This is a genomic window from Micromonospora sp. NPDC048887 (assembly GCF_040649715.1).
In the GTDB taxonomy this organism is placed as follows: domain Bacteria; phylum Actinomycetota; class Actinomycetes; order Mycobacteriales; family Micromonosporaceae; genus Micromonospora.
On record NZ_JBEZGA010000003.1, the window covers coordinates 383,864 to 404,478 of the forward strand.

The 20,615-nt window shown below is 71.7% G+C and carries 15 protein-coding genes; 12 read left to right on the forward strand and 3 right to left on the reverse strand.

All coding sequences use genetic code 11. From position 1 onward, the window contains the following. Nucleotides 1–168 precede the first annotated feature (168 nt). Complete coding sequence (locus tag AB0C17_RS07285) at nucleotides 169–969, reverse strand: helix-turn-helix domain-containing protein (RefSeq protein ID WP_357477175.1); 801 nt, start codon at nucleotides 967–969, stop codon at nucleotides 169–171. Between the two features lie 324 nt (nucleotides 970–1,293). Between AB0C17_RS07285 and AB0C17_RS07290 the strand changes: the two genes are divergently transcribed. The 10 genes from AB0C17_RS07290 (at nucleotide 1,294) to AB0C17_RS07335 (ending at nucleotide 17,265) form a co-directional block, all read left to right on the forward strand. Next, nucleotides 1,294–2,400, forward strand: a complete 1,107-nt coding sequence (locus AB0C17_RS07290) for a carboxymuconolactone decarboxylase family protein (RefSeq protein WP_357389638.1) — start codon at nucleotides 1,294–1,296, stop codon at nucleotides 2,398–2,400. Nucleotides 2,401–2,435: 35 nt separating this feature from the next. Then, complete coding sequence (locus AB0C17_RS07295; RefSeq protein ID WP_357389640.1) at nucleotides 2,436–3,446, forward strand: DUF1702 family protein; 1,011 nt, start codon at nucleotides 2,436–2,438, stop codon at nucleotides 3,444–3,446. Further along, the gene (locus AB0C17_RS07300) at nucleotides 3,443–4,426 is read left to right on the forward strand and encodes a DUF1702 family protein (protein ID WP_357477177.1); all 984 of its coding nucleotides are present in this window, start codon (nucleotides 3,443–3,445) and stop codon (nucleotides 4,424–4,426) included. Before AB0C17_RS07295 ends, AB0C17_RS07300 begins: the two co-directional genes overlap by 4 nt. A gap of 52 nt (nucleotides 4,427–4,478) precedes the next feature. Beyond that, entirely contained in the window at nucleotides 4,479–10,274 is a 5,796-nt protein-coding gene (locus AB0C17_RS07305; RefSeq protein ID WP_357477179.1) for a type I polyketide synthase, read from the forward strand. After that, nucleotides 10,271–10,714 carry an acyl-CoA thioesterase gene (locus AB0C17_RS07310; protein WP_357389646.1) on the forward strand — a complete coding sequence of 148 codons (444 nt, stop codon included), beginning with the start codon at nucleotides 10,271–10,273 and terminating at the stop codon, nucleotides 10,712–10,714. The genes AB0C17_RS07305 and AB0C17_RS07310 overlap by 4 nt, the downstream gene beginning before the upstream one ends. Next, entirely contained in the window at nucleotides 10,714–11,259 is a 546-nt protein-coding gene (locus AB0C17_RS07315) for a flavin reductase family protein (protein WP_357468079.1), read from the forward strand. Before AB0C17_RS07310 ends, AB0C17_RS07315 begins: the two co-directional genes overlap by 1 nt. Further along, a complete protein-coding gene (locus AB0C17_RS07320; protein WP_357389650.1) occupies nucleotides 11,256–12,629 on the forward strand; it encodes a cytochrome P450 in 1,374 nt (457 codons plus the stop codon). The genes AB0C17_RS07315 and AB0C17_RS07320 overlap by 4 nt, the downstream gene beginning before the upstream one ends. Before the next feature lie 52 nt (nucleotides 12,630–12,681). Further along, nucleotides 12,682–14,619, forward strand: a complete 1,938-nt coding sequence (locus AB0C17_RS07325) for a VCBS repeat-containing protein (RefSeq protein WP_357468196.1) — start codon at nucleotides 12,682–12,684, stop codon at nucleotides 14,617–14,619. Beyond that, nucleotides 14,616–15,611 (forward strand): enediyne biosynthesis protein, encoded by a 996-nt coding sequence (locus AB0C17_RS07330; protein ID WP_357389652.1) that lies wholly within the window; start codon nucleotides 14,616–14,618, stop codon nucleotides 15,609–15,611. Before AB0C17_RS07325 ends, AB0C17_RS07330 begins: the two co-directional genes overlap by 4 nt. A 274-nt stretch (nucleotides 15,612–15,885) precedes the next feature. Beyond that, entirely contained in the window at nucleotides 15,886–17,265 is a 1,380-nt protein-coding gene (locus tag AB0C17_RS07335; protein WP_357477182.1) for an MFS transporter, read from the forward strand. 60 nt (nucleotides 17,266–17,325) lie between these two features. On the opposite strand, the gene AB0C17_RS07340 is transcribed toward AB0C17_RS07335, so the two are convergent. After that, nucleotides 17,326–17,733, reverse strand: a complete 408-nt coding sequence (locus tag AB0C17_RS07340; RefSeq protein ID WP_357389656.1) for an SgcJ/EcaC family oxidoreductase — start codon at nucleotides 17,731–17,733, stop codon at nucleotides 17,326–17,328. 217 nt (nucleotides 17,734–17,950) lie between these two features. Between AB0C17_RS07340 and AB0C17_RS07345 the strand changes: the two genes are divergently transcribed. Together AB0C17_RS07345 and AB0C17_RS07350 are read left to right on the forward strand one after the other, a co-directional pair. Continuing rightward, nucleotides 17,951–18,481, forward strand: coding sequence for a DUF5987 family protein (locus tag AB0C17_RS07345; RefSeq protein WP_357389658.1), 531 nt, complete (start codon nucleotides 17,951–17,953; stop codon nucleotides 18,479–18,481). After that, nucleotides 18,478–20,112, forward strand: coding sequence for an FAD-dependent oxidoreductase (locus tag AB0C17_RS07350; protein WP_357468072.1), 1,635 nt, complete (start codon nucleotides 18,478–18,480; stop codon nucleotides 20,110–20,112). The genes AB0C17_RS07345 and AB0C17_RS07350 overlap by 4 nt, the downstream gene beginning before the upstream one ends. Before the next feature lie 56 nt (nucleotides 20,113–20,168). On the opposite strand, the gene AB0C17_RS07355 is transcribed toward AB0C17_RS07350, so the two are convergent. Next, nucleotides 20,169–20,600, reverse strand: coding sequence for an SCP2 sterol-binding domain-containing protein (locus AB0C17_RS07355; protein WP_357390997.1), 432 nt, complete (start codon nucleotides 20,598–20,600; stop codon nucleotides 20,169–20,171). Between the last annotated feature and the right edge of the window lie 15 nt (nucleotides 20,601–20,615).

The window sequence follows — 20,615 nt, forward strand, 5'->3', positions numbered from 1 at the left end:
GAGATCCTTGCCGGGTGGCGGAATGTAGATAGTGGAACGCACTGCTGCGTACTGAGAATCAGTTGTCGAACATCGCCGGAACCCAGTCGAATCCGAAATAGCGGGTAGAGCCGGGCGGATGTGGCCGGGGGTGCTCCCGTGCCGACCCGCCGGGCCGGCGGCCCTGACTCAGGCGGCGCCGGCGTATTCCTCGGCGGGCCGGTTCTGCTCGGCCAGCCGGCTCAGCGCGTAGGTGCGCACGTCGAGCAACGCGAGCAGCACCGGCGGATCGAGGGCGCGGCCCGGCCGCAGCACCAGCTCGGTGGAGATCGGCTTGCCCGGCCGGATGACGATCGGCCCGGCGGTGGCCACGGCGACCGGCCGGTCGGCGTGATCGCGGTACGAGCCGGGTGGGCGCCGGTCGGCCGAAACCGACTGCGCGAGCAGGTGCCACCGGCCCAACGGCGCGTGGCGGAAGGTGACGTGCCGCGAGTCGCGCAGCACCGCGCAGCGCACCGGGCGGCCCTCGGGCACGCGCTCGGGAAAGAGACCGACGAACGTCAGGGTGTTCTCCGTGGGGCCGGCGGGGTGCACCACGCAGGAGAGGCTCGCGTCGCTCAGGGCCACCCCGTCCGAGTCGGTGCGGATCTCGCTGGCGTAGCCGGCGCGCTGCCGGAAGGTGGTGGGTGACATCCCGACGCTCCGGCTGAACCGGGAGCTGAACGTGCCGACGCTGCTGTAACCGACGCTGACGCTGACGTCGGCGACATTCATCGGCGTCGAGACGAGTAGTTCCTTGGCCCGCTGGAGGCGCAGCGCGGAGAGGAAGCGACCCGGCGACACCCCGGTGACCCGCTGGAACAATCGTGTGAAATGAAACTTGCTGAACATGGCTGCGCGAGCCATGTCATCGACCGTCAATTGTCCACCGAGGCGCTCGTGCATCGCCTCGATGGCGCGCAGAACTGCCTTCTCCGACGTATCCTGCATTCTTCCCCCAGGGCTGGGCCGCGCCGCAACAATGAGATTCCGGCCTTCTCGGCCGATCCGTCACGGCGAGCGGTGGAATGCGCACCGAACAGCGCACCCCCACGTTCATGTGTCGCCAGGCTAGCCACGGCCGAGTTGGGCGGGCAACCGGATAGGCCGTCCCGCCGGGCCGAGCGCAATATTGAAGTAGCAATTGGATACCGGAGATACCCGATCACAGCTCTCCGCCGGGAAATTCTTTTCCAGAATTGCTTCCCTCGTCCGGCACGCGGGATTTTCGCGTTCGATCTGCTGATACTGGCCACACCGGCGGAAGGAGCAGCCATGATCGTCGGCCGAGTCGCAGCCTCAGTCGTGCAACGTCAGGTACGCCATGTCACACCGGTCTCCGCGCTCTCCGCGAGCGGTCTGGTCGAGCAGGTGTACCAGCAGGTGGCGGACGAGATGCGCCTGGTGATCCCACCGGCGCTCATGCATTCACCGTCCCCCCGCGCGCTGGCCGCCTACTGGACCCTCATGCGCGAGCCGGTGCTGGCCAGCGGCGCCGCCGACCGGGCCTCGAAGGAGGCCGCCGCGACCGCTGTCGCGGTCGCCACGATCTGCCCGTACTGCGTCGACATGCACTCGGTCAGCATGTACGACCTGGCCGGCGAGTACGACGCGGACCAGCTCGCCGCCGACCGCGTCGACGACATGCGCGACCCCCGGCTGCGTGAGATCAGCCAATGGGCGCGGGGCGCGCAGGAGGCGCCCGACGGACTCGGGGTGCCGGCCTGGCTCACCCCCGCGCAGAGCGCCGAGCTCATCGGCACGGTGACCGCGATGCACTACCTGACCCGGATGGTGAACGTCTTCCTCTCCAGCTTCCTGCTTCCGCCCGGCCTCACCGGGCGGGCACGGCAGCGCATGAAGCAGGGGGTGGGCCGGCTGCTGCGCGACACGTTGCGCGCGCACCGCGAGCCCGGCCGCTCCCTCGACCTGCTGCCGGACGCGCCGCAGCCCGCCGACGCCGGCTGGGCGGCGGGCAACCCGTTCATCGGCGGTGCGCTGGCGCGGGCCGCCGCGACGTTCGACGCGGCCGGCGAACGGTGGCTGTCACCCGAGGTCCGTGCCGTGGTGCGCGAGCACCTCGACGGCTGGCGCGGCGCGGACACCGGCATCTCCACGGCGTGGTGCGAGGACCTGCTCACCCCGCTCGGCCCGGCCGACCGGGCGGCCGGACGGCTCGCGCTGCTCACCGCGGTGTCGTCGCACCAGGTGGGCGACGGGGTCGTCGCCGAGTTCCGGCGTCACCAGCCCGGAGACGAGGCGCTCGTGGAGGTCACCGGGTGGGCGGCCTTCGAAGCCGCCCGTCGCATCGGAGCCCGGCAGCGTCTCGCCGCACCCCGCACACCAGGAGACGCGCCGGCCGGGAATCGCATAACACGATGAAGTCTCACCCACACACCGCGTGAGGGAGTTTCCCGATGCCCACAGTCCTCGGTTCGTTACGCCGGATGGCCCTGACTCCGTCGTTCCACGACGTGAGTTTCGCCGGGCGCGGATTTCCGGTCACGCCCACCGACGCCACCCGCGCCCTCGAAGCCATCCCGCAGGCCGTCGTCTGCGGCTTCGAGTGGGGCATCGAACTGCGGGACCAGTGGGGCCTGGAGCGCCGGCTCGACATGGTCGACGCCGAGCTGCGCGGCTTCGCGTACGAGGGCGCGACGATGGCGTTGACCGTGCGGGACGCGATGGCGGGCGGCCGGGGAACCCGTACCCGGGAACTGCTGCGCGGACCGGGTGTCCCGCACACGTTCCTGACCTACATCGGCATCGGGTTCGCGATGGCCCGCCTGCCGCGTCCACTGTGGCGCGGTGTCCTACCCGACCTCACCGGCACGCCCTACTTCCCGACCATGAGCTGGCTGGCCGTCGACGGCTACGGCTTCGACCGGGCCTACTTCGACACCCGTAGCGTGGTGGAGCGCCAGCGCCGTCCGGCGCCGTACCCGTGGCAGGGCCGCGCCGACTACTTCCCCCGCGCGGTCGACCAGGGCATCGGGCGGGCGCTGTGGTTCATCCACGGCGGAGTCCCGCAGCACGTCGACGCCGCGGTGCGCGCCTTCGCCGCCGAGCGGCACGCCGACCTGTGGAGCGGTGTCGGCCTCGCGGCCACCTTCGCCGGCGGCTGCGACGAGACCGGTCTGGCGGTGCTGCGGCGGGCGTCCGGCGAGCACTGGCGGCACCTGGCACAGGGCGCGGTGTTCGCCGCCAAGGCCCGCGACTTCTCCGGCTTCGTGCCGGAACACTCGGCGAGCACGCTGCACACGCTGACCGGCCTCACCGTGTCGGCCGCGGCGACGCTGGCCGACGACATCAGCCTGAGCCGAGCCGAACCGACAGGCCCGCCCGACTACGAGTCCTGGCGGCAGCAGATCCGCGACCACCTCGATGCGCTCGCCCTCTCCCACCCCCCAGCGGAGGCCGTGACATGACAGCCTGGCACAACCTGCGACGGCGCGTCCTGACGCCGGACATCTCGGAGACCAAGGTCGCCGTCCGCGGCTTCCACGCCAAGTCGGCGGAGGCCGTCGACCGGCTGGAGACCGTCGGCAGGTCCTTCCTGACCGGTTACGGCGCCGCCGCGGCGACCGGCCGGCCGGCCGACGTCGAGGCCGAGCTCAGGCAACTGCCCGAGCTCTACCGCGGTTTCGCCTACGAGGGCGCCGGCATGGCCATGGCCGTGCTCGACGGCCTGCCCGTCGGACGCGGCGGGCACGTGCGGGCGCTGCTCGACGGGCCGGGCGCCGACCACGTCTACATGGTGTACGTCGGGGTCGGCTGGGCGATGGCCCGCCTGCCGAGATTCCGCTGGTCCACGCTGTACGGCCCGGACCCGCTGCTGCGCTGGCTGCTGCTCGACGGCTACGGCTTCCACCAGGCGTACTTCAAGACCCGCCAGTACGTCCACGAGCGGTACCAGGCGCCCCGGGCCCCGAACGTCGTGCCCGGCCCGGCGTGGCACACCAACCAGGTCATCGACCAGGGCATCGGCCGGGCGAGCTGGTTCGTCTGCGGCACCGACCCGGAGCGGGTCGCCGCGCTGTTCGCCACCTTCCCCGAGGAGCGCCGGCCGGACCTCTACAGCGGAGCCGGCCTGGCCGCCACGTACGCGGGCGGCGTCGACCGCGCGGAGCTGGAGTGCCTCGCCGAGGCGGCCGGCCCGTACCGGGGTCAGCTGGCCCAGGGGGCCGCGTTCGCCGCGCAGGCCCGGCTGCGTGCCGGTCTCGTCGTCCCGCACAACGAACTGGCCACCGAGGTGCTGTGCGGCACGGACGTGGCCACGGCCGCCGCCGCCACCGACCACGCCCGCGAGGGCCTGCCCGCCGACGGCGCAGTGCCCGCCTATGCGACCTGGCGTCAACGCATCGCCGACGCGTTCTCGGCACACACCGGGGTGGAACGGCGCCGCTGACCCCGTCTCGTGCGCCCCGTCCGCCCGTCCATGTGAGGAGCCCCGATCGCCCATGTCCAGAATCGCGCTGGTGGGAATGGCGTGCCGATATCCCGACGCCACCACCCCCAAGGAACTCTTCGACAACGCCATCGCCGGCCGCCGGGCGTTCCGCCGGCTGCCGGACGTCCGGATGCGGCTGGAGGACTACTGGGACCCGGATCCCCGTACCCCGGACCGCTTCTACGCCCGTAACGCGGCGGTCATCGACGCGTACGAGTTCGACCGGATCGCGTACAAGGTGGCCGGCAGCACGTACCGTTCCACCGACCTGACGCACTGGCTGGCTCTCGACGTGGCCGCCGGAGCCCTGGCCGACGCCGGCTTTCCGATGGCCGAGGGCCTGCCCCGGGAGCGCACCGGCGTGATCGTCGGCAACACGCTCACCGGCGAGTTCTCCCGCGCCAACCAGCTGCGGCTGCGCTGGCCGTACGTGCAGCGCACGGTGACCGCGGTGCTGCGCGAGCGTGGGTTCGCCGACGAGGACCTGGACGCTCTCCTCGACGACCTGGAGCAGACGTACAAGAGCCCGTTCCCGGCGGTCGACGAGGACACCCTGGCCGGCGGCCTGTCCAACACCATCGCCGGGCGCATCTGCAACCACTTCGACCTGCAGGGCGGCGGCTACACGGTGGACGGCGCGTGCTCGTCCTCGCTGCTCTCGGTGGCCACCGCCTGCAAGGCGCTGGCGGACGGCGAGCTCGACGTCGCGGTGGCCGGCGGGGTGGACCTGTCGGTCGACCCGTTCGAGGTCATCGGGTTCGCCAAGACCGGGGCGCTGGCCACCGGCGAGATGCGCGTCTACGACCGCGGCTCGAACGGGTTCTGGCCGGGCGAGGGCTGCGGCATGGTCGTGTTGATGCGTGAGAGTGACGCGCTGCGCGGCAACCACCGCATCTACACCACGATCGCCGGCTGGGGCATCTCCTCCGACGGGCGCGGCGGCATCACCCGGCCGGAGACCCGCGGCTACCACCTCGCCCTCAACCGGGCGTACGCCCGCGCCGGCTTCGGCATCGAGACCGTGCCGCTGTTCGAGGGGCACGGCACCGGCACGAAGGTGGGCGACTCCAACGAGCTGACCGCGCTCAACCAGAACCGGCTGGCCGCCGACCCGGGCGCCGCGCCCGCGGTGATCGGGTCGGTCAAGGCGATGATCGGGCACACCAAGGCCGCGGCCGGTGTGGCCGGGCTGATCAAGGCGTCGATGGCGATGCACAACGAGGTCATCCCGCCGACCGTCGGCTGTGTCGACCCGCACGAGGTCTTCGAGTCGCCGAACGCCGCGCTGCGCGTCGCGCGTCGGGCCGAACCGTGGCCGGACGACCGCCCGGTGCGCGCCGGCGTGACCGCGATGGGCTTCGGCGGCATCAACACGCACCTCGTCCTGGACCGCGGCGAGCCGGTGCGCAAGGTGCGCTACGGGAGCCGTACCCGGGCCATCGCGGCCGGCGCCCAGGACGCCGAGCTGCTGGTGTTCGACGCGCTGACCCCGGCCGAGCTGCGCGAACGGCTGAAGCGGGTGGCCGACTTCGTGCCGTCGATCAGCTACGCGCAGCTCAGTGACCTGGCCGCGACCCTGCACGGCGAGCTGCGGGAGCTGCCCTGGCGGGCGGCGGTCGTGGCGCACTCCCCGTCGGACGCGACGAACCGGTTGAAGGCGGTGGTCGACGCCCTGGACGCCGGCGAGCCGCAGTTGTTCGCCGACGGGGGTCGTACCTGCTTCGGACAGATCGGCGACGGGGAGATCGGCTTCCTGTTCCCCGGGCAGGGCTCCGGCAAGGGCACCAGCGGTGGCGCGCTGCGCCGGCGCTTCGCCGAGGCCGACGAGGTCTACCGCGCCGCCGCGCTGCCCCGCAGCGGCGACATGGTCGCCACCGAGGTGGCCCAGCCGCGCATCGTCACCGGCTCGATCGCCGGCCAGCGCGTGCTGCGGACCCTCGGCCTGGAGGCGGTCGTGGCGGTCGGGCACAGCCTCGGCGAGCTGACCGCCCTCCAGTGGGCCGGGGCGATGGACGACGAGACCGTGCTGCGCCTGGCCGCCCTGCGCGGCCGCACCATGGCCGAGCACAGCTCCTCCGGCACGATGGCCGGTCTGTCCTGCGGGCCCGAGCAGGCCGAACGGCTGATCGCCGGACTGTCGGCGGTCGTCGGCGGGCACAACGGACCCGGACAGACCGTGATCAGCGGCAGCGTCGAGGCCGTCGAGCAGGCCTGCCGGCGGGCCGAGGAGGCAGGCGTCGCGGCGACCCGGCTCGCCGTCTCCCACGCGTTCCACTCGTCGCTGGTCGCCGAGGCCGCGGGCGCCTTCGGCGGCCTGTTGCGCCGGGAGTCCTTCGGCACACCCGACCGGCGCGTGGTCTCGACGGTGACCGGTGAGGAACTGCCCACCGATACCGACCTGGCCGACCTGCTCACCCGGCAGATCACCGAGCCGGTGCTGTTCGCCCAGGCGGTCGCCGTGGCCGCCAAGAACGTCGACCTGCTCATCGAGGTCGGCCCCGGCCGGGTGCTCAGCGGCCTGGCGAGCGGCGTGGTGGACGTGCCGGCGGTCGCGCTGGACACCGACGACGAGTCGTCGGTCGGCCTGCTGCGGGTGCTCGGAGCGGCCTTCGTGGTGGGGGCCACCGACGTCGACCCCGCGCTGTTCCACGGGCGGCTGGTGCGCCCGCTGGCGGTGGGCACGGAGTTCAGCTTCTTCGAGAGCCCGTGCGAGGCCGCGCCGCAGGTGCCGGCCCGCAACCGCGGCGGGATTCCGGCGGCGCCGTCCAGCACGCCGGAGGCGCAACCCGTGTCCGGCCCGGCCGGTGAGTCGGTCGCCGACCTGCTGCGCCGGATGACGGCGGAACGGGCGGAACTGCCGCCCGAGCTGGTCGACATGAACAGCCGGCTGCTCGACGACCTGCACTTCAGCTCGATCACCGTGGGCCAGATGGTGAACCGGGTGGCGCAGAGCATCGGCATCCCGCCGAGCCGTACGCCCGCCAACTTCGCCACCGCCACCCTCGCCGAGCTGGCCGAGGCCCTCGAAGGACTGCGCGGGTCGGAGACGGTCGAGGGCGTCACCGAGGCCGCGCCGATCGTCACCGGCGCCGCCGACTGGGTGCGGTCCTGGCGGGTCGACCTCGACGAGCGCGACGTGCCGGCGGCGGCCGGCGTCGAGCAGCGCGGCAGCTGGCAGGTGCACGCCCCGGCGGAGCACCCGCTGGCCGAGCCGCTGCGGGCCGCGCTCGAGCGCGGCGACGTCGGCGGCGGCGTTCTGGTCCTGCTGCCGACCGACTGCGAGGAGGCGGATCTGGCCGAGGCGCTCGCCGGGGCCCGGGCCGCGGTGACGGGCGCCTCCGGTGGCCGGTTCGTCCTGGTGCAGCACGGGCGGGGCGCGGCAGGTCTGGCCAAGACCCTGCACCTGGAGGCGCCGCACATCCGCACCACTGTCGTACACATCGCGCCGGAACCCGACGCGGTGGACCGGATCGTCGCCGAGGTCGCCGGCACCACGAGCTTCACCGAGGCGTGGTACGAGGCCGACGGCACCCGCCGCGTGCCGGTGCTGCGCCCGTTGCCGGTGAGCGCGGAGCGCACCGAGGCGGCGCTCGACGAGTCCGACGTGCTGCTGGTGACCGGCGGCGCCAAGGGCATCACCGCCGAGTGCGCCCTGGCCATGGCCAAGGACAGCGGTGCCCGGCTGGCCCTGCTCGGCCGCTCCGACGCGGCCACCGACCCGGAGATCTCGGCGAACCTGGCCCGCATCGCCGAGCAGGGCGTCACCGTCCGGTACGCGCGGGCCGACGTCACCGACCCGGCCCAGGTGCGCGCGGCGGTCGAGTCGCTCACCGCGGAACTCGGCGGTCCGGTGACCGCGGTGCTGCACGGTGCCGGGCGCAACGAGCCGACCGCCCTCACCGGCGTGAACGAGGACCTGGTCCGTCGCACGCTGGCACCCAAGGTGGACGGCCTGCGCAACGTCCTCGACGCCGTCGGCGGCGGTGGGCTCAAGCTGCTGGTCGCGCTCGGCAGCATCATCGGCCGGGCGGGGCTGCGCGGCGAGGCGCACTACTCGATCGCCAACGAGTGGCTCGACGACCTGGTCACCCGCTACGGCGCGGACCACCCGGACTGCCGCGCCCTGGTGCTGGAGTGGTCGGTCTGGTCGGGCGTGGGCATGGGCGAGCGGTTGTCAGTGGTCGAGACGCTGGCCCGCGAGGGCGTCACCGCCATCACCCCGGACCAGGGCCTGGCGATGCTGCGCCGGCTGCTCGCCGACCCGTCGGTGCCGTCCACCGTGGTGATCAGCGGCCGGACCGAGGGCATCCACACGGTCGAGCGGGAGAACCCGCCGCTGCCGCTGCTGCGCTTCGTGGACCGGCCGCTGGTGCGCTACCACGGCGTCGAGCTGGTGGTGGAGACGGAGCTGAACGCCGGCACCGACCCGTACCTCGCCGACCACCTGCTCGACGGCAACCTGCTGTTCCCGGCGGTGCTGGGCATGGAGGCGATGGCGCAGGTGACCCGGGCCCTGACCGGCTGGACCGGAGCGCCGGCGATCACCGACGCCCGGTTCGAGCGGCCGATCGTGGTGCCGCCGGGCGGCAGCACGACGATCCGGATCGCCGCGGTGCGCACCGACGACGACGCGGTCGACGTGGTGATCCAGAGCGAGGAGACCGCGTTCGCGGCCGACCACTTCCGCGCCCGGCTGCTCCGGCGCGACACCGGCCCGGCCGGCGGCGCCCCCGACCAGGTCGGCGAGGGGATGCCGCCGGTGGCCCTCGACCCGGCCGTGGACCTCTACGGCGACGTGCTCTTCCAGGGCGGCCGGTTCCAGCGGCTGCGCGGCTACCGGCGGGCGCAGGCCCGGGACGTGGACGTCGTGGTCGAGGCGCTGCCGCAGACCGACTGGTTCGCCGCCTTCCTGCCCGGCGCGCTCGTGCTCGGCGACCCGGGCGTGCGGGACACCCTCATGCACGGCAACCAGGTCTGCGTGCCGGACGCGACGCTGCTGCCGGTGCGGGTGGACGAGCTGCACCCCGCCGGTGACCGGCTCGACCGGGCCGGTGAGCTGCGCTACTGCGCCACCGAGCGCAGCCGGGACGGCGACACGTACGTCTACGACATCGCCCTGCGCGACGCGGACGGCTCGGTCATCGAGCGCTGGACCGGACTGCACCTGCGGGCGGTACGCAAGCGCGACGGGCGCGGCCCGTGGGTGCCGGCGCTGCTCGGGCCGTACCTGGAGCGCACGATCGGCGACCTGGCCGGCATCCGGGCGGCGGTGGTGGTCGAGCCGGACGACCCGGGCGACGACACCGGCGACCACGTCGGCACGCGGCGGGTACGCACCGCCCGCGCGGCCTGGCGGGCCGTCAACCGCCCGGTGAACGTCCGGTACCGCCCGGACGGGCGGCCCGAGATCGACGGGAACCTGACGCTGACCGCGTCGCACGGCGCCGGTCTCACCCTGTGCGCGGTGGGGGAGGGGCAGCTCGGCTGCGACGTCGAGCCGGTCACCGCCCGGACGGAGGACGACTGGAAGGGGCTGCTCGGCCGGCACCTCGACCTGGCCCGCCTGATCGCCGAGACGTGTGCCGAGCCGCTGGACGTGGCGGCCACCCGGGTCTGGTCGGCGATCGAGTGCCTGCGCAAGGCGGGCTCCTCGGCCGAGGCCCCGCTCACGCTCGCCGGAACCGAACGCGCTGGCTGGGTCACCCTCGCCTCCGGCGACATCCGCATCGGCGCCCTGGCGGCGACGGTACGCGGCGGCGCCGTCGAGCCAGTGGTCTTCGCCGTACTCGCAAAGGAGGGCCAGTGAAGTACTTCGAGTATCGCCACACCGTGGGCTTCGAAGAGACCAACCTGGTGGGCAACGTCTACTACGTCAACTACCTGCGGTGGCAGGGCCGGGCGCGCGAGCTGTTCCTCAAGGAGCGTGCCGCCGAGGTGCTCGCCGATCTGCAGGACGACCTGAAGCTGTTCACGCTCAAGGTGGACTGCGAGTTCTACGCCGAGATCACCGCGTTCGACGAGGTCTCCATCCGGATGCGCCTGGTCGAGCTTGGTCAGACCCAGCTGCAGTTCGGCTTCGACTACGTGCGGCTCAACCCGGAGGGCGGCGAGACGCTCGTCGCCCGGGGGATGCAGCGGGTGGCGTGCATGCGCGGCCCGAACAACCGGACCGTGCCGTCGCGGGTACCGGAGGCGCTGGTGCGCGCGTTGGAGCCGTACACCCATCAGTTGGCGAGGGCCCGCTGATGACCGAGCTGCAGACCGAACGCGAACCGGTGCCGCAGGTGCAGGACACGGCCCTGCTGCGGCGCACCTTCGGCTCCTTCGCGACCGGGGTGACGGTGGTGACGACCGGCGGCGACGAGCCGCACGGCATGACGGCGAACAGCTTCACCGCGGTGTCGCTGGAGCCGCCGTTGGTGCTGGTCTGCGTCGACCGCAACGCCAACATGCACAGCGCCATGGTGCGGGCGGGCACCTTCGGGGTGTCGGTGCTCAGCGCCGGTCAGGAGAAGGTGGCCCGGCACTTCGCCGGGCGCCGGCCGATCGGCGTCGCGGAGTTCGCCGACACCGACTGCCTGCGGGGCGCCTGGTGCGACGCCCCACTGATCGCCGGCGCGGCCGCGCACTTCGAGTGCGAGCTGTGGCGCACGTACGACGGCGGCGACCACAGCATCTTCGTCGGCCGGCTGCTCAGCATGGCGGGCAGCAGTGACGAGGACGTACTGGTCTTCCTGCGCGGCCGGTTCGGGCGGATCGAGTGCGACGCGGCCGACCGGAGGGCGGCATGACCGCCGCCTTCACGCCCACCGACACCCCGTCGCGGGGGCGCGCCCTGCCGGGGCCGTCCCGGCGGTCGGCGCTGCGGCTGCTCGCCCAGATGAACCGCGACCGGCTGGCCATGATGACCGGCGCCGCACGGGAGTACGGCGACGCCGCCCGGCTGCCGGTCGGGCACAAGGCGCTCTACTTCTTCAACCATCCCGAGACTGCCAAGCACGTGCTGGCCGGCAACGCCGCCAACTACCGCAAGGGCATCGGCCTGGTGCACGCCCGGCGGGCGCTCGGCGACGGCCTGCTCACCAGCGAGGGCGAGCTCTGGAAGGAACAGCGCAAGGTGATCCAGCCGGCCTTCCAGAGCCGGCGGATCGCCGAACAGGCCGGGGCCGTCGCGGCCGAGGGAGCCCGGCTGGTCGACCGGTTGCGGAGCCGGATCGGCGCCGGCCCGGTGCAGCTGGTCGACGAACTCACCGGCCTGACCCTGGGCGTGCTCGGCCGCACGCTGCTCGACGCCGACCTGCACGAGTTCGACGGGATCGGCACCGACTTCGCCCGGGTGCAGGACCAGGCCATGTTCGAGCTGGAGACGCTCAGCATGGTGCCGATGTGGATCCCGCTGCCGCACCAGATGCGGTTCCGAAAGGCGCGGCAGCGCCTGGAGGTCGTCGTCGAACGCCTGGTGGCCGAGCGACGCGCGCGCAGGACCGACGCCGACGACGTGTTGTCCCGGCTCATCGTGTCGGCCGACCGCGAGGCCGACCCCCGCACGGGGCGGATGCGCCTGCGCGACGAATTGGTGACGCTGCTGCTGGCCGGGCACGAGACCACGGCCAGCACGCTGAGCTGGAGCCTGCACCTGCTGGACCGGCACCCGCAGGTCTGGCAGCGGGTGCACGACGAGGCGGTCGAGGTGTTCGGCGGCCGGGCTCCCGAGTACGACGACCTGCGGCGGCTGACCTACACCTCGGCCGTCATCTCCGAGGCCATGCGGTTGTTCCCGCCCGTCTGGCTGCTTCCCCGGATCGCGATCGAGGACGACGTGGTGGGCGGCTACCGGGTGCCCGCCGGAGCGGACGTGCTCGTCTCGCCGTACACCCTGCACCGCCATCCGGCCTTCTGGCCGGAACCGGACCGGTTCGACCCGGAGCGCTTCCTCGGCGACGCCGGGACGGACCGGCCGCGGTTCGCCTACATCCCCTTCGGAGCCGGCCCCCGCTTCTGCGTGGGTAACCACCTCGGTCTGCTCGAGGCGGTTCTTGTGCTCGCCCTGCTCTGCCGCGACCTGCGGCTGACCGGGCTTCCCGGCCGACCGGTCGTCGCCGAACCGATGCTGTCGCTGCGCATCCGCGGTGGACTGCCGGTAACGGTGCAGGCCGCCTGACCCCTGAATGGAGAGCCTCTTGTCAACGCCCACGATCGGACGGCCACGGCGGATGTTGCCGGCCCTGTTCGCGATCCTGCTGGTCGCCGGCCTCTACGCCATCGCCCGCGCACCGTCCGCATCAGCCTCGGAGCGGGCCGAGATCTCGTCCCGCTACCAGTTCACCGAACTCCCGATCGCCCTCCCGCCGGGTCTGCCGAACAACAACGTCCGCCGGGTGAACCAGGACTACCAGCACATCCGCTCCTGGATCTCGTCGGTCGGCGCGAGCATCGCCGTCAACGATCTCACCGGGGCGGGCGTCCCCCAGGACCTCTGCCTGGTGGACACCCGCAGCGACTCCGTCATCGTCACCCCCGTACCCGGAACCGGGACCCGGTATGCGCCGTTCGTGCTGGATCCCGCGCCGCTGCCCAGCGGCCCGGGGGTCGCGCCGATGGGTTGCACGCCCGGTGACTTCAACCAGGACGGTCGGATGGACCTGCTGACCTACTACTGGGGTCGCACGCCGATCGTCTTCCTCAACAAGCAGGCCGGCGCCTCGACGTCGCTCAGCAAGGCGACCTACCAACCGACCGAGCTGGTGCCCCAGTCGCCCTCCGCGGACGGCAGCTACCACGGCCCGCTGTGGAACACCAACGCGGTGGCGGTCGCCGACTTCGACGGTGACTCGCACCCTGACATCGGGGTGTTCAACTACTTCCCGGACAGCGGGGTACTCGACCCGGACTCCCCGCGCAACGTCGAGATGAACCACTCCATGTCCCGGGCGAAGAACGGCGGTGGCGCGCACGTGCTGCGCTGGACCGGCGCCACCGGCGGCGACCGGCCCTCGGTGAACTACCAGGAGCAGCCCGGCGCCGTGCCGCCGAAGCTGGCGTCCGGTTGGACGCTGGGAGCCGGCTCCGCGGACCTGGACGGCGACCTGCTGCCCGAGCTGTACCTGGCGAACGACTTCGGCAACGACCACCTCCTGCACAACGTGTCCACCCCCGGAAAGATCAAGTTCGCCGGTACGGAGGGACGCCGCGGCGCCATGACGCCGAAGTCGATGGTGCTCGGCCACGACTCGTTCAAGGGCATGTCGATCGACTTCGGCGACCTGATGGGCACCGGCCGGTTCGACATGTTCGTCAGCAACATCACGACCCCGTGGGGCATCGAGGAGAGCAACTTCGTCTGGCGCAACAACGCCGCGAACGAGCAGGAGGCGGGCCGGAAGCTCCGCAAGGGCATCGCCCCGTACGACCAGAAGGCCGCCGAGCACCAGATGGCCTTCACCGGCTGGGGCTGGGATGCCAAGATGGCCGACTTCGACAACAGCGGGCGCCTGGCGGTGGTGCAGGCGGACGGCTTCGTCAAGGGCACCATCAACCGCTGGCCCTGGCTGCAGGAACTGGCCATGAGCAACGACCTCATGTTGCAGAACCCGCACATGTGGCCGAAGGCCGAGCCCGGTGACGACATCGCCGGACACCAGAAGCTGGCGTTCTGGGCGCCGGGCAAGGACGGCAAGTTCCTCAACGTCAGCGAGGACCTCGGCCTCGCGGTGCCGGTGCCGACGCGCGGGATCGCCGTCGGTGACGCGGACAACGACGGTGGCCAGGACTTCGCGGTGGCCCGCCAGTGGGACGCGCCCGTCTACTACCGCAACGCCAAGGCCGGCAAGGGGAACTTCCTCGGGCTGCGGCTCTTCCGCCCGGCGCTCGGCGACGACCGGGCCCGTACGCCCGCGTACGGCGCGCAGGTCTGCATCAAGAGGGCCGACGGCCGGATGCAGATCTCGCAGCTCGACGGTGGCGGCGGGCACAGCGGCCGCCGCAGTTTCGACGTCTTCTTCGGGCTCGGCGACGCCGGCTCGCAGCCCGTCGAGGCCACCGTCAAGTGGCGTGACGCCAACGGGGTCGCCCGCAGCCAGACGCTCGACCTCACCAACGGGTGGCACGACGTAATGCTCACCGAGCAGGCAACGGAGGTACCAGGACGATGACCGACACCGAGGTTCGGACCGCGACGAGGACCCGGCCGGCAGAGCCGCTGGTCTCACCAGCCGCGGCCTCCGGAGAGGCGGCGCGTGAGCCCGCCCGCGTCGACTCCGCCGACCCCCGCTACAAGGCGCTGCGCAACTTCGCCATCTCGATGAGCGTCTTCAACATCCTCGGCTACACAGTGCTCGGCTTCGAGCAGCCGTGGCTCTGGCCGCTGCTGGCCCTGGCCGTCGGCTACACCGCCGAGATCGCCATCGAGTCGGTGGCGGCGTGGGCCAACGGCCGCCGGCCGGAGTACGCCGGCAACGGCGCGTGGGGCATGTACACCTTCCTGCTGCCCACCCACATCACGGCGCTGGCCTGCAACATGCTGCTCTACGCCAACGTGCACTTCTGGCCCATCGCGTTCGCCGTCGTGGTGGCGATCGGGCAGAAGTACGTCTTCCGTGCCCCGATCAAGGGACGGATGCGCCACTTCCTGAACCCGTCGAACTTCGGCATCACGATCACCCTGCTCGCCTTCTCGTGGGTGAACATCGCGCCGCCGTACCACTTCACCGAGTCGGTGCCGGACGCGATCTCGTTCATCGTCCCGTTCGTCATCCTCACGGCGGGCACCGTGCTGAACGCCATGCTCACCAGGAAGGTCCTGCTGATCATGGGCTGGGCGGGCGGCTTCGTCATCCAGGCACTGGTACGGCACTGGATCTGGGACGTCTCGCTGTGGGGCGCGCTGGTGCCGATGACCGGTGTGGCCTTCGTCCTGTTCACCAACTACATGATCACGGACCCGGGCACGACGCCCTCGACCGGCCGCGCGATGTTCATGTTCGGCGCCTCGGTGGCCACCGTCTACGGCATCCTGATGGTCTTCAACGTGGTCTACACGCTGTTCTTCGCGGTCACCATCGTGTGTGTCATCCGCGGCCTGTACTGGTGGGTGCGTTCGTACCGGGAGAGCCGCCGGCCGCAGCTGGCCCCGGCCCTGGCCTAGGCACGCCGCCACGCCGACCAGTGTGGGCGTCGCCGCCGTACCCGTGACGGCGGCGGCGCCCACGCCGTCGCGCCCGAGCCCGGCCCCGGCCGGACGCTGAGGGCGCTTTTCAGGAGATGCCCCGGGTTCGGGCGTGAGGCCAGACTGGGCCCGGTCGCGTCGTCCGGGTGACACCCGGCCGCCCGGCACCGCCAAGCCGCCGGGCGATCGCGGATGCCCCGGAGCCCGAACTCACCTGGCGTTCAAGCGGGAGGCGTTTATGAGCATCGTCGACGTGAGGCGCAAGGCCTTCCACCATCTTCTGGTCAGCACCGTGCTGGTCTCGATCATCAACGTCACCGTCTGGTTCGGGGTCACCTTCTATGTGTACGTGCAGACGCGCTCGGTGTTCGCCACGGGAGTGATCTCCGGGCTCTTCCTGGCGATGTCCGCGCTGACCGGCATCTGGTTCGGCAGCCTGGTCGACCGCCATCCGAAGAAGACGATGATGCAGGTGTCGTCGGTGGTGTCGCTGGTGCTGTACCTCGTGGCCTTCGTGATCTACGAGACCGCGTCGCCGGAGTCGTTCACCGACCCGACCAGCGTGGTCCTGTGGACGCTGGTGGTGGTGCTGATGTTCGGCGTCGTCACGGGCAACATCCGCCTGATCGCACTGCCGACGCTGGTGACGGTCCTGATCCCCGAGGAGTCCAGGGACCGCGCCAACGGCCTGATCGGTGCCACCATCGGGGTGGTCGGCGTCGTCACGAACGTGATCAGTGGCGTGCTCGTGGCGGTCGACGGCATGTTCTGGGTGCTGGTCCTGGCCCTGGTGGTGCTCGCCGCCTCCGTGGCGCACCTGCGCCTCGTGCCCGTTCCCGAGCGCGCGGCCACCGACACCCGTCCGGGTGAGCCGGCCTCCCACGGGCCGGCGCCCGACGTGGCCGTGCCGGGCGGCATGGTGGATCTGCGGGGCACCATTCGGGTGATCGGCCAGGCGTCCGGGCTGGGTGGCCTGATCGTCTTCTCGGCGTTCAACAACGTTCTCAGCGGCGTGTTCCTGGCGCTGATCACCCCCTATGGACTGACGCTGATGTCGGTCCAGGCGTGGGGGTTGCTCTGGGGTGTGCTGTCCACGGGCTTCATCGTCGGCGGGCTGATCATCGCCCGGACCGGCCTGAGCAGGAACCCGGTGCGGTTGCTGCTCATCGTGAACCTCTGCCTGTGGGCGGTCACCCTGCTGTTCCCGGTGCGGTCCTCGATCATCCTGCTGTCCGTGGGCATGTTCATCTACACCCTGCTCCAGCCGTACGCGGAGGCCTCCGAGCAGACGATCCTGCAGAAGGTGGTGCCCTACGAGCGGCAGGGGCGCGTCTTCGGCTTCGCGCAGAGCGTCGAGCAGGCCGCCTCACCGCTGGCCGCGTTCCTGGTCGCGCCGATCGCCCAGTTCCTGGTCGTCCCGTTCATGACCGACGGCGCCGGTGCCCGGGCGATCGGCGGCTGGTACGGCACCGGCACCGACCGCGGCCTCGCGCTCATGTTCATGCTGAGCGGCGTCGTCGGCCTGATCGTCACCGTCCTGGCGATGCTGAGCCGTTCGTACCGACAGCTGAGCCGGCGTTACACGCAGTCCCCGGCGGCTTCCGCCGAACTGAGTCCCACCGGGCAGCGGTGAGACGAACACGCCGCCGGTGTGTATTCACCGGCGGCGTGTTCGGTCTGGTCGAAAGGGACGTCAGGAACGGTCGCGCGGGCAGTTCTGATAGACCGCGAGCACCCAGTCGTCGTTCTCCTTGACGAGGATCCACGACGCCCGGATCGCGTTCTCGGGCGCCAGTTCCTCGGCGCCGGCCTCGATCACCCCGCCCTCGGTCAGCAGCGCCACGGCGCCGGGACCGAGCGGCCGGATCGCGATCGGCGTCCCGGTGACCGTCGTACCGCGGTAGGGACCGGCGTACGCGTTCGTCATGAACTGCCTGATGGCCTCGCGTCCCTGAACGAGGACGCCGGGCAGGATCAGCGTCCCGTCCTCGGCGAACAACCGGGCGAAGGCGTCGGCGTCGTGCTCACGCCACGCGTTGACCATGCGCGCCGGGACGGCGGCGATGGCGGCCTGTTCGGTGGATGCGGTAGTCGAAGTCATCGGCTCTCTCTTTCTCGACGAGACGGCGGAACGGCCGTCCCCATCGTGTCCACATCCGTGCCCGCGTAGCGCCTTCACGCGTGCGCAGCATCGTGCCGCAAGCCCAGAGATGACCCCGAACGGCGCAGCGAATGAACATGAGAATTCGATTCGACGTTCGCAGAAAGGCGGTGCAGGGATGCCACCGGAATCCACGCGGTTGACCGATTCCGAGGTGATGACGCTCGAGGCCTTCGCGGACACCATCATCCCCGGAGAGCGGCGGCACGCCACCGACCGAGCCGTCGCCGGCGCGGCCGACGGCGGGGGCGCTGTCGCGTCCGGCGCCGTCGATCTGATGGCGTCCGAGGAGGGCGGCCTCGGCGGGCTGCTGCCGACGCTCGTGATCGGGCTCAACGACCACGCGCAAGCGTACGCCGACAAGCACGGCCTGACCCTCGACGACAGCGTTCCCGCCTTCGTCGCCCTGGACTTCGACGACCGGACCGCGTTGGCCGCCGAGCTGATGGCGCCACGCACCGACGAGCAGGACCTGTGGGTCCCGCTCGCCATGTTCAGCGTGATGGCCTGGGACACCGGTGCCTCCGTGCACACCACCGAGGCCCTGGCCGCCGGCCACCCGGGCCTGACCACGATGGGCTTCAACGGGCCCGACGCCGACGGCCTGTGGCGCTTCCCGGACTTCTCCTACCGCCGGGTGCTCGCCTCCCCGCACCCGCACACCACACCCTCGGGAGATCCCGCATGACAGGTATTGAGACCACCGACGTCCTGGTGATCGGCAGCGGCTTCGGTGGCGCGATCCCGGCCTACCGGCTCGCTGCCGGCGGCGCCCGCGTCGTCGTGCTCGAACGCGGTCCGTGGCTCACCGGCGAGGAGTTCGAGCACGACTTCAAGTTCGGCAGCTCGAGCACCCGGGCCTTCGAGTTCACCATGGGCGACGGCATGAACATCCTCGGTGGCAACTGCGTCGGCGGCGGCAGCGTCGTCTATTTCGCGGCCATGCCACGGGCGCCCCGGTACGCCTTCGAGCGGCTCGGCGGCGCGGGACGGCGGTTGTGGCCGAGCAGCATCAACCGTGCCGAGCTCGATCCCTGGTACGACATGGTCGCCGAGTCGCTGCCGATCACCCGTCAGGACTGGAACGACGTCACGTACTCCGGGGGCCTGTTCGGGGCGGCGTGCGCGCACGCGGACCGTACGGCCAACCCGGTGCCCGCCGCCATCGACCGGGACAAGTGCACGAACTGCAACTGGATGATGTCCGGCTGCCGGTTCGACGCGAAGCGCTCACTGCTGCTCAACTACCTGCCCGGGGCGCTGGCGCACGGCGCCCGGATCCGGCCCCTGCACGAGGTGCAGCGCATCTCGCGCACCGACGACGGCTACCGGGTGCACTTCAACACGGTGGACGAGGTGGACTACCGCAACGTCACAGGCAGCGGCGCGATCGACTGCAAGGTCGTGATCGTCGCGGCCGGCGCGGCGGCGACCCCGGCGATCCTGCAACGCTCCGAGGCCGACCTCGGCGAGATGCCGGCCGCCGTGGGCCGGTACTTCTCGGGCAACGGCGAGCGGCTCAACACGGCGGTCGTCGACGAGAACCGGGTGCGCGAGGTGCTCGGTCTCTCCCGCCCCGACGGGCGGGCCTACGAGGGGTACCAGATCGGCAAGGGCCCGGTCTGCGCCAGTTGGGACCGGCTCGACGGGAACCTGCCGGAGTTCCACCGCTACTCGCTGGAGCAGCTGTACTTCCCGCCCGGCTTCGGCACGATCCTCGCTCAGGTGCGTGACGCCACCGGGCCCACGTGGTTCGGCGTCGAGAAGAAGGAGATGCTGCGCCGCTGGCAGTCGTGGCTGACCATCTTCATCATGTCCGAGGACGACAACGAGGGTGTCTTCGGCCCGCCGCCGGAGACCGGCAACGCCGACCGGGTCTCGCAGCAGATGCTCAGCCGCGGCCCCCTGCGTTACGACCCGACGGCGAACACCCGGGCCGCCTGGGCGCGGGCCGACGCGGACGTGCGCGACATCCTGGAGCGTGACGGCCTGGCCAAGGTGATGCCGTGGAGCAACGAGGTGATCGGGGCCTACACGGTGCACCCGTTGTCGTCCTGCCGGATCGGCGACGACCCGCAGACCTCCGCCCTGGACGACACGCACGAGTTGCGCAACCACCCCGGCATCTTCGTCACCGACGGCTCGTCGGTGCCCGGTGCGTTGACCGTCAACCCGGCCTTCACCATCGCGGCGCTGGCCGAGCGGGCGGTGCCCCGGATCGTCGAGGCGGTCGCCCGGCGCGGCGTCGGGGTGCGGTACGTGGCCGAGCCGCCGGAGGCGCGCACCAGCAGCCGCCGTCCTCTCCTCGCCCAGGCGTGAAACGGCCGGGTCCGCCTCGACGGACCCGGCCGCTTGCCGGGACGTGCCCCGGCCGCTCAGGGCCGGGGCACGTCGAAGAGTGCGGGGAACTTGTTGATCAGACCGAGGTCACCGCGGGCCTTCAGCCTGCCGCGCAGGAAGAGCATGCGGGCGTTGGCGTTGCCGGTGGTCATCTTGACGAAGTTGACCGCGTCGAGGTGCAGCACCAGCCGCGGCGTGCGCGCCGGTCGCGGGGACACCGTGCACCGGCCGCCGGCGATCTCCAGCTCGAAGACGTCCTCCTCGCCATCGGCGGGGCCGGTCACGTGCCAGTGCACCACGGCCTGGAGGGCACCGGCGCGGTCCGCCCGGAACACGTCCGGCATGCCGTCGATCAGGTCGCCGAGAACCGTCTTGCGCCGGTCCCCGGCGACCAGCTCGCGCAATTCGGCGTCCGAGGCCTTCTTGACCTGTCGCGCGAAAGTAGCCGCGCCTTCCGCGGGGTTCACCATGGACACCATTCG